We start from the raw sequence: 13,372 nt of genomic DNA, 5'->3' as shown, positions 1-13,372 counted from the left end.
GAAACGCTCTCAACCTTATGAAAGGAGTGGGTGATGAACACAATAATAAAGCGCACAAAAGTGCGTTACGGTATTTTGATATTTCTGTTTCTTGCCACCGTATTTAATTACGCCGATCGCGCGACGTTATCCGTCGTGGCTCCGATTATGAGCAAAGAATTAGGTTTTGATCCCGAAGCAATGGGGCTGGCCTTTTCTGCCTTCGGTATTTCTTATGTCATTATGCAATTGCCTGGCGGCTGGCTACTTGATCGCTACGGTTCTCGTCTGGTATACGGCTGCGCCCTGATTGGCTGGTCACTGGTGACCATGTTTCAGGGCACCATTTATCTGTATGCCAGTCCACTTGTGGTATTGATAATCTTACGTTTACTGATGGGTGCCATTGAGGCTCCGGCCTTTCCTGCCAACAGCCGATTAAGCGTGCAGTGGTTTCCTAATAATGAACGTGGCTTTGTCACCTCAGTTTACCAGGCCGCGCAATATATCTCGTTAGGGGTAATTACACCGTTAATGACGATTATTTTGCATAATCTCAGCTGGCACTTTGTTTTTTATTACATCGGGGCGATTGGCGTTATTCTTGGCATCTTCTGGCTGGTAAAAGTCAGAGATCCTATGCATCATCCGAAGGTAAACCAGCAGGAAATTGACTATATCCGGGAAGGCGGTGGCGAACCGTCGCTGGGAAATAAAAAAGAGCCACAGAAGATTACCTTTGCGCAAATAAAAAGCGTCTGCGTCAACCGCATGATGATTGGCGTTTACATCGGGCAGTTCTGCGTGACGTCAATCACCTGGTTCTTCCTGACCTGGTTTCCTACCTATCTGTATCAGGCTAAAGGAATGTCGATCCTTAAAGTGGGGTTTGTCGCCAGTATTCCTGCTATTGCCGGTTTTATCGGTGGATTGTTAGGGGGCGTTTTTTCAGACTGGCTATTAAAGCGCGGCTACAGCCTGACGGTTGCTCGTAAGCTACCCGTTATCTGCGGAATGTTACTTTCCTGTGTCATCGTTATCGCTAACTACACCTCGTCAGAATTTGTGGTTATCGCGGCGATGAGTCTGGCATTTTTCGCCAAAGGCTTTGGCAATCTGGGATGGTGCGTACTTAGCGATACTTCACCAAAAGAAGTGCTCGGCATTGCTGGCGGCGTATTCAATATGTGCGGCAATATGGCGAGTATTATCACGCCGCTGGTGATCGGCGTCATTCTGGCGAATACCCAGTCCTTCGATTACGCCATTCTGTACGTCGGTTCGATGGGGCTGATTGGCCTGATTTCTTATCTGTTTATCGTGGGGCCGCTGGATCGTATTACGCTGAGCCCGTCCGTCGCGTAATGTAAGCTTATGGCGATAGTTCGCCCGCTGTTCCGGGATTTGCACTCCTGCGGAACAGCGTTTTTTTATTCAAATAATCTTATTATTTTTCAGTACAGTACGCAGTCGCGGGTGCTGGCAAACCGCGTCAGCGATGGCGCTGATATTGGGCGTGTTGTCCTGAAACCAGTCATGCCCCGGCCCCCAGGTGCGCATAACGGCAATATAAACGTCCAGCAGTGTTAGCTGATCGCCAAACGCGTACGGCTCAGCGCTTAGCTGGTCGTTCAGCCACATATAAAGCGATTTGCGGTACTCAATACAGTTCTTTTTCAACTGCGCCGCGGCGTCTGGTACCCAGCGTTGTGGATAATCGGCATAGGTAAACGTTGGATAGACATTTGCCACCAGCCATATCAACAGACGCTGAAACTGCTGGCGCTCAGCGTGCCCAACGGGTGGCGCAAGTTCAGGACAACGATCGAGGATCATCAGGGCGATCGCCGCCGTTTCCGTCATCACGTTACCATTTTCCAGTATCAGTGTGGGCACCTGGCACAACGGATTCATTTTTTTAAGCAACTCCCGCGAAGGCCCGTCGCGGTCAAAACCATCCACATCAATAAAGCTGTAAGGGATCTCCGCCAGTGTGAGCATCACTTCACTGATGGCCGATCCCCAGCCCGGCACCCCATAGACCTTAATCATGCTGCACCCCCCCAAAGTTAAAACACTAAGTGTAGAGCAGCATTCGTCAGTCTATGCAGGCCTGCCTATCTTTCCCTGCAAGTTCACAGCACTTTCGACAAGAACTGCTGGGTGCGCGTGTGGCGTGGATGATTCAGCACCTGCTCGCTGCTGCCCTGTTCGACAATTTTGCCATCGACCATAAACACCACCTGATCCGCCACTTCCCGGGCGAACCCAATCTCGTGCGTGACCACAACCAGCGTGGTTCCCGACTGCGCCAGTGCTTTGATGACATCCAGAACTTCGCCTACCAGTTCAGGATCCAGCGCTGAAGTGGGTTCATCAAACAGCATAACGCGTGGATTTAGCGCCAGCGCACGGGCAATAGCGATACGCTGCTGCTGACCGCCGGAGAGATGACGCGACCAGGCATCGGCTTTATTACGCAAGCCAACGGCATCAAGCAGAGTTAATGCCCGCTCGGTGGCGGCTTTACGCGATGCCAGACCGTGCGCAATGGGCGCTTCAATCAAATTCTCCAGCACCGTTAAGTGCGGGAACAGATTAAAATTCTGGAACACATAGCCGACGTTAACGCGCTGGCGCAAAATTTCCGCCTCTTTCAGCTCATACAGCTTGTCTCCCTGCCGACGATAACCAATGTAATCGCCATCGATTTGAATAAACCCTTCATCGACGCGCTCCAGATGGTTGATCGTCCGCAAGAGTGTGGATTTCCCTGAACCGGACGGGCCAAGAATAACCGTTACCGTTCCGGGAGGGATCTCCAGCGACACATTATCCAGCGCTTTGTGGCGACCGAAGTATTTGCTGACGCCGGTAATGGAAATATGGCCTTCAGGCGAGTGGGACATGGACGGCCTCCTGCTGCGGACGTTGACGGTTGCGTTTTTCTGCACGGCTCACCCGGGCGGTATTGATTGCTGAACGTCGCTCGCTGCGGGCCAGCGCGCGTTCGACCAGGTGCTGAATTAACGACAGGACGCTGGTGATCACCAGATACCACACCGCACCCACCATCAGCAGCGGGATCACTTCCTGCGTGCGGTTGTAGATCATCTGGATGGTGTAGAACAGCTCTGGCATTGCCAGCACGTATACCATCGCCGTCCCTTTCGCCAGACTGATGATTTCATTGAAGCCAGCAGGCAAAATGGTGCGCAGCGCCTGCGGCAGAATAATTCGCAGCGTACGTCGCCATGCGGGTAAGCCCAGCGCTGCCGCTGCTTCGTACTGGCCGTGGTCAACCCCTAAAAATCCACCACGAATAATTTCAGCGGTATAGGCGCTTTGCACCAGCGTCAGGCCAACCACCGCGGTGGAAAACTGGCCGAGTACATTGATGGTCTCAAAACTGCCCCATTGAATGGGAGTAAACGGAATACCAATCGCCAGCGTGTCGTACAAATAGGAGAAGTTGTACAAAACGATGAGCACCACAATCAGCGGTAACGAACGAAACAGCCAGATGTATCCCCATGCCAGACCGTTCAGCAACCAGGAAGATGAAAGCCGTGCCAGCGCCAGCAGACCACCGATGATAATACTCAACAGCGTACCGATAAGCGTCAGTAGCAGAGTTTGCCCAAGGCCGGACAAGATAACCGGATCAAAGAACCAACGGGCAAACACGCCCCATTCCCAGCGCGGATTAAACGCCACGGACTGGATAATCACCGCCAGGACAAACAAGGCAATGACTGCTCCTGCGGTGCGCATAGGATAGCGCGCCGGTACGACTTTAATACTCTCCGTCGTTTTCATCTTCTCTCCTCAGGCTATTCTGGCCTGACCGGCGATGGTCAACAGTTTGGTAAAGCGCAGCCGGCCATCAAACGGTGGCAGGCTGTACTCTTCGGGATCGCGCGCTGTATCAAATTGCGGATCGTAGCCCTGGCTTAAATAAAGTCGCACGGCCTCCGGCTGGCGAAATCCCGTGGTCAGATAAATCCGGCTGTAGCCCGCCAGCAGCGCCCTGCGTTCCAGCTCCTGCACCACGCGCGCCGCCAGCCCCTGCTGACGAAGGCTGCTTTTCGTCCAGATGCGCTTAATCTCGGCGGTGTCTTTGTCGTAAGGTTTGTAGGCCCCGGTGGCGATAATCTCGCCGCTGCGCTCCAGCACCACGAAAAGTCCCTGCGGTGCCAGATACCATTCGGTCAGCTCCACTTCAGCGTCGCGAGAAAAATAATCGCCATAGCGGGCGGCATATTCACCGAACAGACCGTTCAAAATTGGCTGCAGCTCGCTGGCTTCAGGTGAGACCACGCGAAATTGATCGCTCACGATGACCTCCTTAGTCGCCTAAACCGGCCGGGTTGATTTCAGATTGCGGAATACGTTCCACCCCTTCTCCCCAGCGGTTCAGCACCTTGTCATAGTCGCCGTTGCCAATTACGCCGTTGAGGGCGGTTTGTACCGGCAGAACCAGACCGCTGTCCTTTTTCAGCGTCACAGCGATGTGTGCCGCTTTTGGCCAACCGCCATCAACGCTGCCCACCCGTTGCGTTTTACCGTTGAGTGCAGCTTTCCACGCGCCGATAACGTTAGGACCGAAGTAAGCATCGGCGCGGCCTGACTGCAGAGCCAGGGTTTGCGCGGCATCATCTTTGGTATACACCGGCGTAAACGGCTGCAACCCTTTCTTCACGTTCTCATCGTTCCAGGCGAGCAGGATGGCTTCCTGATTTGTCCCCGAACCGACGATGATGCGCAGACCGGCGATATCTTCCGCCTGCTCGATTTTCTTCAGCTTACTGCCGGTTTTGACATAGAAGCCAAGGGAGTCCTTACGATACGTCGCGAAATCGAATTTCTCTTTGCGGGCTTTGGTGACGGTAATATTGCTGATCGCGGCATCATATTTGCCGGACGTGACGCCCAGCGGCCAGTCTTCCCATGACGTGGGTACGACGTTGAGTTCCAGCCCCAGACTGTCAGCCACCAGACGAGCGATGTCCGCCTCGCTGCCGATCAGTGTCTTATTGTCATCGGCAAAGACGGTCAGCGGCGGCTGGCTTAACCCGGCAATCGCCACGGTGAATTTACCCGGTACGGCCAGGTGCAGATTCGCGGGCAACTGCGCAATCGCCTGCGGATTTTTTGCCGTATTGATTGGCGTTTTATTGGCTTCCAGGCTTACGCCCGTACCGTTAATAGTCACATCATTTGCCCAGACGTTAGCGCTGAAAGCCAGTGACAGCGCGAGGAAGACTGATTTTTTCTGCATAGCGTTTTTCTCTTATTGTGTGAATTGGTTTGCAGGTGTCGCGAGTCCCAGGCTTGCGCGCAGGGTCGTACCGGGATATTCATGGCGGAACAGGCCACGCACCTGAAGCACGGGGACAACCTGTTCGACAAAACGCGGGAAGGTATCTGGCGTTCCCCCCTGGATGATAAAACCGTCTGCGGCTTTTTCGTCGAACCACTGCTGAAGACCATCGGCAACCTGTTGCGGCGTACCGCTGAAACGTGGGCGTGGACTGGCCGCTTCCAGAGCAACCTGGCGTAGCGTTAAGCCACGCTCACGCGCGTTGCGTTTGATCTCATCAGTCGTACTGCGAAAGCTGTTTTGTCCAAGGGAACCCAGATCCGGGAACGGTGCGTCCAGTGGATATTGGGCGAAATCATGATGTTCAAAGTAGCGGCCCAGGTAGTTCAGCGCGTCGGTAATAGAGACCAGCGCAGCGGTAGTCTGATACTGCTGCTCAACATCCTCTGCGCTGTCGCCAACAATCACGCTGACGCCCTGGAATATATGCAGTTGTTCGGGATGTCGCCCGGCGTAGGCCAACTGGCTTTTTACATCCTGATAGAACTCTTTGGCCTCCGCCAGCGACTCCTGATGGGTAAAAATAGCATCGGCATGCTGCGCCGCTAATTTCTTACCATCCTGTGAAGCGCCCGCCTGGAATATAATCGGACGACCTTGTGGCGTGCGCCCAATATTTAACGGCCCTGCGACCTGAAAATAATCTCCATGATGGTTAAGCGTGTGCAGTTTTTGCGGATTAAAAAATTCTCCACTTGCCTTATTACGGGTAAAAGCATCATCTTCCCAGGAATCCCACAGTCCTTTCACCACCTGTAAATATTCATCGGCGATACGATAACGCAGGGCATGTTCTGGATGCTGGGCACGGGAATAGTTCTTTGCCGAACCCTCCAGAGGTGACGTGACCACGTTCCATCCGGCTCGCCCCTGGCTGAGATGATCAAGGCTGGCGAACTGCCGTGCGGTAGTAAACGGCTCGCTGTATGATGTGGATACCGTGCCAACCAATCCCAGATTCTGGGTAATGCTGGCCAAAGCAGATAATACCGTCAGCGGCTCAAAGCGATTTAAAAAGTGTGGAATTGATTTTTCATTAATATACAGACCATCAGCGACAAAAATAAAATCCAGCTTCCCTTTTTCCGCAATAAGCGCCGTCTCTTTGACAAAATCAAAATTAATACTGGCATCGGCCTGTGCCGCCGGATGACGCCATGCGGACATATTTCCCGCTGCGCCATGCAGAATAGTGCCGAGCCGTAGTTGCCGATTTTCAGCCATAATAACCCCTACCCAACAGGTAAACTTAAAGATGTGCGAATGCCGTTTTTGCTAACTGTGCAAAGTAATGCGCGGCAGGTTCAATTAAACGTTCGTCCGGATTAAAGCCCGGGTGATGTAATCCGTATTCACTGGCGCTGCCAATACTGACAAATGCCCCAGGCGTATTTTGCAGATAGACAGCAAAATCCTCGCCGCCCATATGCAGGTCGGCATGGTGGGTGGTGTAGCCTGATTGTTTCGCCACGGCGGTGGCGATATCGGCCCAACGTGCATCGTTTACCAACGCGGTCGGCCCCGCATGCCAGATAACGTCGATTTGTGCGCCAAAGGCGTGGGCAAAACCGGCGGCGATGTCATTAACCCGTGCTTTAACCTGCTGCTGCACCGAAGTCCGGTGCGTTCTGAGCGTCCCTTCCAGCTCAACGGATTCTGGCAACACGTTCCATGTATTTCCTCCCTGAATACGGGTCACGCTAAGCACCACTGAATCCAGTGTGTTAACGTCGCGACTGGCAACGCTTTGCAACACCGTGACCAGTTGGCTGGCGAGCAGGATGGCATCTCTGCCTTCATGCGGACGCGCCGCATGTGCGCCCTTGCCATTAATACGCAGCACGAAGCGATCGACGTTGGCATAGAACGCGCCGCCGCGTGTGGCAAATTCCCCCACTGGTAAACCTGGCTCATTGTGCATGCCAAAAATAGCCGCAACGTTGTGCAGCGCACCGGCGCGGATCAGCGTTTTTGCGCCACCGAAACTCTCTTCAGCGGGCTGAAACAAAATACGTACTCGACCCGGTAAGTGTGTTTCCTGTTGTTTAAGCAGCAGCGCGGCGCCCAGCATGACGCTGGTGTGGACGTCATGCCCGCAGGCATGCATCACTCCCGGAGTGAGGGAGCGAAACGGCACATCGGCGCTTTCTTCTATCGGTAGCGCATCGATATCCGCTCGCAGCGCGATGACATCTTCTCCCTGCCCGATTTCCGCGACCAGACCGGTTTTCAGGTCGAACGGCAAAATCTCGACGTCCGCTGCGTGCAGCCAGGCGTGAATGCGCGCCGTCGTTGCCGACTCTTGCAGGGAAAGCTCCGGGTGCTGGTGTAATTCACGACGCCAGTTGATAAGCGTTGAGGCCAAAGTCATCAGAGCACCTCCACGGCGTTATGGGCTTGCGCCAACAACCGCAGCGATGTCAGACGCGCGTGACCTTCCGCCACTGGCGTGTCGATAATGAACTCCTCAATGCCAAATTGCGTATGCAGGGCATTCAGCTTCGCCATCACCTCCTGAGCCGTGCCGTGTAACAACGCCTGCTCACGACGCGCGATTTTGCGTGGCGGACTGCCGGCCTGCGCGGCGAATGCCAGCGCCTGCTCTTCACTGGCTACCGTGACACGTTGACCATTCTCCAGCTCCACGCCCCAGATTTGCACGTTTTCCGCAAGCTGCGCGGCGGTATCGTTACTGTCAGCCACAATCACCTGGACGGCAACTATCGTTGGACGTGCGCTGTGGGTCTGCCAGAAGGACAAAACGTCACGCAATAACGCGCGGTCACCGTTGAGGTGTGCCGCGAAGATAAAATGCCAATTAAATTGCGCTGCTAACTGTGCGCTTTGCACACTGGCTCCCAGGACAAACCCTTCCGGCGGTATCGGTGGGATTGGCGTCGGAAATACCGTTTCCCCGCTTTCCGTGCCGCTCAGCGTTAGCCAGTCGTTAAGCTGGGAAAGTTGGTCGGCAAAACTGCCTTTTTCATCCTGATGCACTCCTTGCTGTAGTGCCTGAGTCGACAGTGGTAAGCCGCCAGGGGCTTTCCCTACGCCGAGATCGACACGCCCGGGTGCAAGCGAGGCCAGAAGATTGAAGTTTTCCGCCACTTTGTACGGGCTGTAATGTTGCAGCATCACGCCACCGGAGCCTACACGAATACGCTGGGTTTGCCCGAGGATCCAGGCAATCACCAGCTCCGGTGATGGGCTGGCCAGCTGTGGCGTATTATGGTGTTCCGCGATCCAGAAACGATGGTATCCCCACTCTTCTGCCCGCTGCGCCAGACGTAACGTCCGGGCAAGCGCCATCGCGGCGGTTTCACCTTCCCCGAGGGGGCTTTTATCCAGAATACTCAGGCGATATGACATGTTACGGGCCTATGCTTGTTAACATGTCATTATTATTAAATTATCAGATAACCATGCAGAAACATTTAATTCACATTTGCTCAGCTAAAAAGTAGATAACCAGCCCTGACGCTGTCAGGGTTAAAATTCGGATCGCCTTGTACTGGTCGGAACACGAAACTGAAAACACGCGGAATGTATGGCCTACAAAATATAATAGGGTCGTTGGTCTCACGGGAATAACATCCAAATCATTTCATGCCAGTTTTCTTTTTGCGAAAACGTTTTTTAACGCGATTTACGTTAAGTCAGGTTAAATGACTTAAAACGTTATGCGGTTGTATAAAATGTTTCAATTTTATGACCCTGAATGAATATTCCACAGAGATTTTTTAATTTAAATACTTCCACAGAAATGATGATTAGTAGAGAATGCAGCGTTTCTTATTAAAACGGTTTAAAACGGCTTTTTAATATTCCTCCCGATTTTATTGCGGGAATTTTTGTATGGATTATACATATCATTATGGGGCCTCTATGAAAAGTAACATGCCCGTTACACAAATTGAGCACGCACTTAACGACAAAGCGACGCTGCTTTCAACGACGGATAAAGAAAGTCATATTACCTACGCTAACTCTGCTTTTATCGATGCCAGCGGATTTAACGAAGATCAATTAATGGGCGAAGCGCATAATATTATTCGCCATCCTGACATGCCTCCCGCTGCATTCGCCGATATGTGGTACACGCTACAGCAGGGAGACAGCTGGACGGGTATGGTGAAAAACCGCCGCCAAAATGGTGACCATTACTGGGTTCGCGCCAACGTTACGCCGGTCTGGCACAATGAAAAACTCACCGGTTACATCTCAGTGCGTACCGTTCCTTCGCGTGATGAAATAACTCACAGCGAAAGTTTATACCAAAAAATGAATAGTCAGCAGTTTAAAAGCTTTCGACTTTTTAAAGGGATTATCATTCGTCGCGGCTTATTGGCATGGACCTCCATGTTTAAATGGCTGAATATCAGCCAGCGCGTCAATTATTCTTTAGGGGTGACGGCCCTGCTCGCTTTGCTATTTATCTTCGCCCCGTTTAATCCATTTATTCAGTCGGGTGGCTTGCTGGTGTTATTTATGGCGCTGGCTATTTACCTTAAGTATCAAATTTGTCAGCCAGTTAATACGCTCCTGACGCAAATGAAGAAAGTGGTGTCCGGTCGTAAACCTGATAACTGTCATTTAAATCGGGTGGATGAGATCGGAATGCTAATGCGACTGGTTAATCAGTCCGGGCTTAATCTGAATTCTCTGGTCGATGACGTCAGTACGCAAATTTCCGGTATTCGCGCTATCAGTCAGCGGGTGTCAAAAGAAGGTACGGCGCTGCATCAGCGTTCAGAAGAAACCTCTGCCGACCTGCAACAAACCGCTGCGGCCATTGAAGAAATTGGTAGCGCGGTACAACAAACCGCTGAGACGGCAGCACATACCATGACCATGGCCGATAAAACCAGCGCCAACGCTGCAGAAGGCGGCGATATCATGAAACAAACTATCGCCATGATGCAGGCGATATCGCGTGACAACGGGCAGATCGTTGACATCATTGGCGTGATCGACAGCATCGCCTTTCAGACCAATATTCTGGCGCTCAATGCCGCGGTTGAAGCCGCGCGAGCCGGGGAATCCGGGCGTGGCTTCGCCGTTGTCGCGGCAGAAGTCCGCAATCTGGCCCAACACTCGGCGTCTGCGGCAAAAGAGATCAAACAGCTTATTGAGAAGAACGTCGCCAATGTTAATAGCGGCGTCAAAATGGTGGAGCAAACAGAAACGCATCTCACCGGGATGATTGGGGATGTACTGCAGATGTCGATGATGATCAAAGACATTAGTCTGGCCACGCGTGAGCAAACCCAGGCTTTGGATCTGATTAACGATTCAATTTCACGCGTTGGCACCATGACACACAATAATGCCGAGATGGTGGAGCGCGTCACCGACGCCACCGCCGATCTGACCCAGCGTTCATCACGCTTACAGCAGGCCGTTCAGGTCTTTGGCGTATCGGCATAACGTTACGGCGCTTATTGGGTGAATGTCTCGATAAGCGCACTCCTCTACATGGGGCTCTACGCCGGAACCGCCGAAATTTCCGGTCCGTTGCTTTTAGTGATCTTTCGGTACCTCAATGACTCCATCAGCAATGCCCTGAGCCAGCCTTTCCATCCATTTTGCAAAGCGAAATATCCAGGGTATTGCAGGCATCTGGACTTTTGAAGCGCTGTCCATCCCCCGTTTAAAGGCATCCATATAGTCATAACAGCCCGCAATAATTGAGCATCATCATTATCATGAACTATCTTCGCCAACTGCCGTTGTTCAGAAGTTAAGTCGACCATTTTCTTTCCTCCTTTGGTGCCCCTCGTCATCAGGCACAACAACGATCGTTCCATGAGTCTCGATAGATAATATTACCCTCCGTATACTTCCAGGTAATCGCCTCATAACGCAACTCGAGCGTTTCAAGGTGAGTACTACTCATACCGTTAGGTGACAGGTATGGCGCAACCGTTGTGAACTTGACGTTTTCCAGAATGATATTGAAATACTCCGCCTCGATGCCCGATTCCAGGATACGGTACATCTTGATTGTCGCCTTCTTCATGGTTCGGCCTTCACAGACAGCGCGGTACAGGAGCGGTGTTGTCTGATCAAATTCCTTCACTATCGTGATCGGGCTATGAACGCGCGTCCCTGTAAGTTTGCCCCAATTGGGGTCTACTGGAATGGTTACTCCGTGCGAAAATGATTTTAATTCGATGGAACCCAAACGCAGGGGCATTAAACAACTGCCAACAATCGGCGCTCCATTTTCATCTTCAAGCCATAAATGAGCGGGAGTAGACATATAATTTCCTTATCAGTGATGATTTAAGTAACTGTGATATTAACGCTGTCACCATTTACAGTAACGCGTGAAAATAACAATCATAACTATGGCGAATACGCCTGTAGGCCAGACAGGGCTGTCAGGGAAAAAATATCCCTGGAGCAATGCGAAAATAATCGTAAAAATTACAGGTCCGTACAGCGATGATAAAAACCTGAGCTGCCACAGTAGAAATTTCTTTAGTGATCGAATCATGGTTATCTGATCATCCGGGTGATGATATTTGCTATACCGGAATCAGATGACCATTGCGCTTCAATTGCGCCCGCGCGCTCAAATACCGGTTCAATCAGGAAATACATCATATCCAGTTGTTGCATGTAAAGTGCAGAGTAATAAGCTGGATACTGGACGTGTAGACGACGAGCACTATCCGCCGCTTTCTGAACCAAGCCGTACGTGGCCACAACCCCCGCAGTCGTACCCGCTGCACGTCCCGTAAGAGCACTGAGTTGCATACTTAGATGCAATCCGATACGGACGCTGGTAGCGACCGCTAAAGCGTACCCCGCACCGGTAAGGGTGCTGGCCGCGATATGAACATTTACAGCCATAAGTGCTTTTTTTATATGCTCTAATTGGGCATTAGTTTTGTATTTGAATACTTCTTCAAAGTAGACACGAAGCATTTCATAGACAACGTCACCATGCTGGATAATGCGAATAACAGCATTCCTGAATGCGCAGATCCTCCGTTTTTTGCTGCTGGCAAACATCATTATATTCATCGGTAAAGCAGGACGTGTAATACAGCAGACGGGTAGCGCCCTTTCCCAAGGTTTCAACTTGATTTGTAACCTGCTGACCGACGGCAGAAACTGCATGATCGAGCTTTAATGCAAGGATCCTGTTAGCCTGTAGGTAACTGATGACTTCATTGTTGTTGTACATAACCGCTCCATGCTAATTTCATTACATCCAGTTTTTCATTACTTTTCTCGGGAAAGCGTCCGATAAAAGGATTCGTCAGCATATAAAAAATGCCTGATCCAGCCTGCGGGCAGATTGTTCTGGACCTTATCACACGCGAAAAAAGCAATCTTGATCGCATCGTCGCCACGCCGGGGCTGAAGGAAATGACGCAGGGAACGCTGATCCGCAAGTTATGTACATATACAACGGCCAACCCGACAAGACAGGCGATATTTGAATACGATCGGCTGGTTCGCAGTATTTACACGCTGAAGTATCTGCGTGACCCGAAGTTGGAACGCAATATCCGTCGCTCCCAGAATCGCGTTTAATCTTATCACCAGTTACGTGCATCAGTCGCCAAAGTCGGCGGTAAGAAAGAGTTAACAGGGAAAAATGATACTGAAACGGACATCAGTACCCAGTGTGGGCGATTGATCTCCAATGCGATCATTTATTACAACTCCGTGTTCCTGTCACGTTTGCTGGAGAGACTGGAAGCCGAAGATAATACCAAAGGCGTCGAGGCGCTGCCCGGATATCACAGATGGCCTGACAGCACATTTTACTGAACGGGCATTACACCTTCCAGAGCAGCAATGAACTTATCGATCTGGATACTCTTGTTGCCGGACTTAAACTGGGTTTCGGCGGTTCCGGCGTAGAACCTCTACAGGTATAAACGCCCTTCTCTTTTATTGGCTGAATCGAGGCCACACCACGCCAGTACCGGCTGCATAAAAATGCTGAATTCTTGTTACCGGGGCTTTGCGGAACCAATCAATTGAATGTAG

At 51.5% G+C, this 13,372-nt stretch carries 9 protein-coding genes and 4 pseudogenes; 3 read left to right on the top strand and 10 right to left on the bottom strand.

The genetic code is table 11. From position 1 onward, the window contains the following. Window positions 1-33: 33 nt before the first annotated feature. Complete coding sequence (locus HV345_RS12015) at window positions 34-1,344, top strand: MFS transporter (protein ID WP_016156557.1); 1,311 nt, start codon at window positions 34-36, stop codon at window positions 1,342-1,344. A gap of 69 nt (window positions 1,345-1,413) precedes the next feature. Here HV345_RS12015 and HV345_RS12010 read toward each other — a convergent pair whose 3' ends face one another. The 7 genes and pseudogenes from HV345_RS12010 to HV345_RS11975 all read right to left on the bottom strand — a co-directional run bounded on the left by HV345_RS12010 (window position 1,414) and on the right by HV345_RS11975 (window position 8,731). Beyond that, entirely contained in the window at window positions 1,414-2,031 is a 618-nt protein-coding gene (locus HV345_RS12010; RefSeq protein ID WP_016153128.1) for a glutathione S-transferase family protein, read from the bottom strand. 83 nt (window positions 2,032-2,114) lie between these two features. Next, on the bottom strand, window positions 2,115-2,888 hold the full coding sequence (locus HV345_RS12005; protein ID WP_016153129.1) for an amino acid ABC transporter ATP-binding protein: 774 nt from the start codon (window positions 2,886-2,888) through the stop codon (window positions 2,115-2,117). Beyond that, window positions 2,872-3,798, bottom strand: a complete 927-nt coding sequence (locus HV345_RS12000) for an amino acid ABC transporter permease (protein WP_016153130.1) — start codon at window positions 3,796-3,798, stop codon at window positions 2,872-2,874. Before HV345_RS12000 ends, HV345_RS12005 begins: the two co-directional genes overlap by 17 nt. A 9-nt stretch (window positions 3,799-3,807) precedes the next feature. Then, complete coding sequence (locus HV345_RS11995) at window positions 3,808-4,317, bottom strand: GNAT family N-acetyltransferase (RefSeq protein WP_016153131.1); 510 nt, start codon at window positions 4,315-4,317, stop codon at window positions 3,808-3,810. 10 nt (window positions 4,318-4,327) lie between these two features. After that, window positions 4,328-6,586 (bottom strand): annotated as a pseudogene (locus tag HV345_RS26420) (NtaA/DmoA family FMN-dependent monooxygenase). Window positions 6,587-6,611: 25 nt separating this feature from the next. Then, window positions 6,612-7,733 (bottom strand): amidohydrolase, encoded by a 1,122-nt coding sequence (locus tag HV345_RS11980; protein ID WP_016153134.1) that lies wholly within the window; start codon window positions 7,731-7,733, stop codon window positions 6,612-6,614. Then, window positions 7,733-8,731, bottom strand: coding sequence for an MsnO8 family LLM class oxidoreductase (locus HV345_RS11975; RefSeq protein ID WP_049271585.1), 999 nt, complete (start codon window positions 8,729-8,731; stop codon window positions 7,733-7,735). Before HV345_RS11975 ends, HV345_RS11980 begins: the two co-directional genes overlap by 1 nt. A 516-nt stretch (window positions 8,732-9,247) precedes the next feature. Between HV345_RS11975 and HV345_RS11970 the strand changes: the two genes are divergently transcribed. Then, window positions 9,248-10,789, top strand: a complete 1,542-nt coding sequence (locus HV345_RS11970; protein WP_181636674.1) for a PAS domain-containing methyl-accepting chemotaxis protein — start codon at window positions 9,248-9,250, stop codon at window positions 10,787-10,789. A gap of 93 nt (window positions 10,790-10,882) precedes the next feature. Here the strand turns inward: HV345_RS11970 and HV345_RS11965 are convergent. The 3 genes and pseudogenes from HV345_RS11965 to HV345_RS11955 all read right to left on the bottom strand — a co-directional run bounded on the left by HV345_RS11965 (window position 10,883) and on the right by HV345_RS11955 (window position 12,557). After that, window positions 10,883-11,115, bottom strand: a pseudogene (locus HV345_RS11965) (hypothetical protein). A 29-nt stretch (window positions 11,116-11,144) separates the two neighbouring features. Then, on the bottom strand, window positions 11,145-11,624 hold the full coding sequence (locus HV345_RS11960) for a type VI secretion system tube protein TssD (RefSeq protein ID WP_053389794.1): 480 nt from the start codon (window positions 11,622-11,624) through the stop codon (window positions 11,145-11,147). Window positions 11,625-11,863: 239 nt separating this feature from the next. Further along, window positions 11,864-12,557, bottom strand: a pseudogene (locus HV345_RS11955) (hypothetical protein). A 69-nt stretch (window positions 12,558-12,626) separates the two neighbouring features. Here HV345_RS11955 and HV345_RS11950 point away from each other — a divergent pair. Continuing rightward, window positions 12,627-13,260: pseudogene (locus HV345_RS11950) on the top strand (Tn3 family transposase); the annotation flags it as partial. Between the last annotated feature and the right edge of the window lie 112 nt (window positions 13,261-13,372).

The sequence above is a fragment of the Citrobacter sp. RHBSTW-00986 genome (assembly GCF_013783065.1).
In the GTDB taxonomy this organism is placed as follows: Bacteria; Pseudomonadota; Gammaproteobacteria; order Enterobacterales; family Enterobacteriaceae; genus Citrobacter; species Citrobacter braakii.
The sequence above is the reverse complement of the archived record's forward strand: the minus strand, read 5'-3'. Positions and strand labels throughout refer to the sequence as shown.

Excerpts from the sequence above, each read along its gene's own strand:
- HV345_RS12015 (WP_016156557.1), top strand. The coding sequence starts at position 34 with ATGAACACAATAATAAAGCGCACAAAAGTGCGTTACGGTATTTTGATA.
- HV345_RS12010 (WP_016153128.1), bottom strand. The coding sequence starts at position 2,031 with ATGATTAAGGTCTATGGGGTGCCGGGCTGGGGATCGGCCATCAGTGAA.
- HV345_RS12005 (WP_016153129.1), bottom strand. The coding sequence starts at position 2,888 with ATGTCCCACTCGCCTGAAGGCCATATTTCCATTACCGGCGTCAGCAAA.
- HV345_RS12000 (WP_016153130.1), bottom strand. The coding sequence starts at position 3,798 with ATGAAAACGACGGAGAGTATTAAAGTCGTACCGGCGCGCTATCCTATG.
- HV345_RS11980 (WP_016153134.1), bottom strand. The coding sequence starts at position 7,733 with ATGACTTTGGCCTCAACGCTTATCAACTGGCGTCGTGAATTACACCAG.
- HV345_RS11975 (WP_049271585.1), bottom strand. The coding sequence starts at position 8,731 with ATGTCATATCGCCTGAGTATTCTGGATAAAAGCCCCCTCGGGGAAGGT.
- HV345_RS11970 (WP_181636674.1), top strand. The coding sequence starts at position 9,248 with ATGAAAAGTAACATGCCCGTTACACAAATTGAGCACGCACTTAACGAC.
- HV345_RS11960 (WP_053389794.1), bottom strand. The coding sequence starts at position 11,624 with ATGTCTACTCCCGCTCATTTATGGCTTGAAGATGAAAATGGAGCGCCG.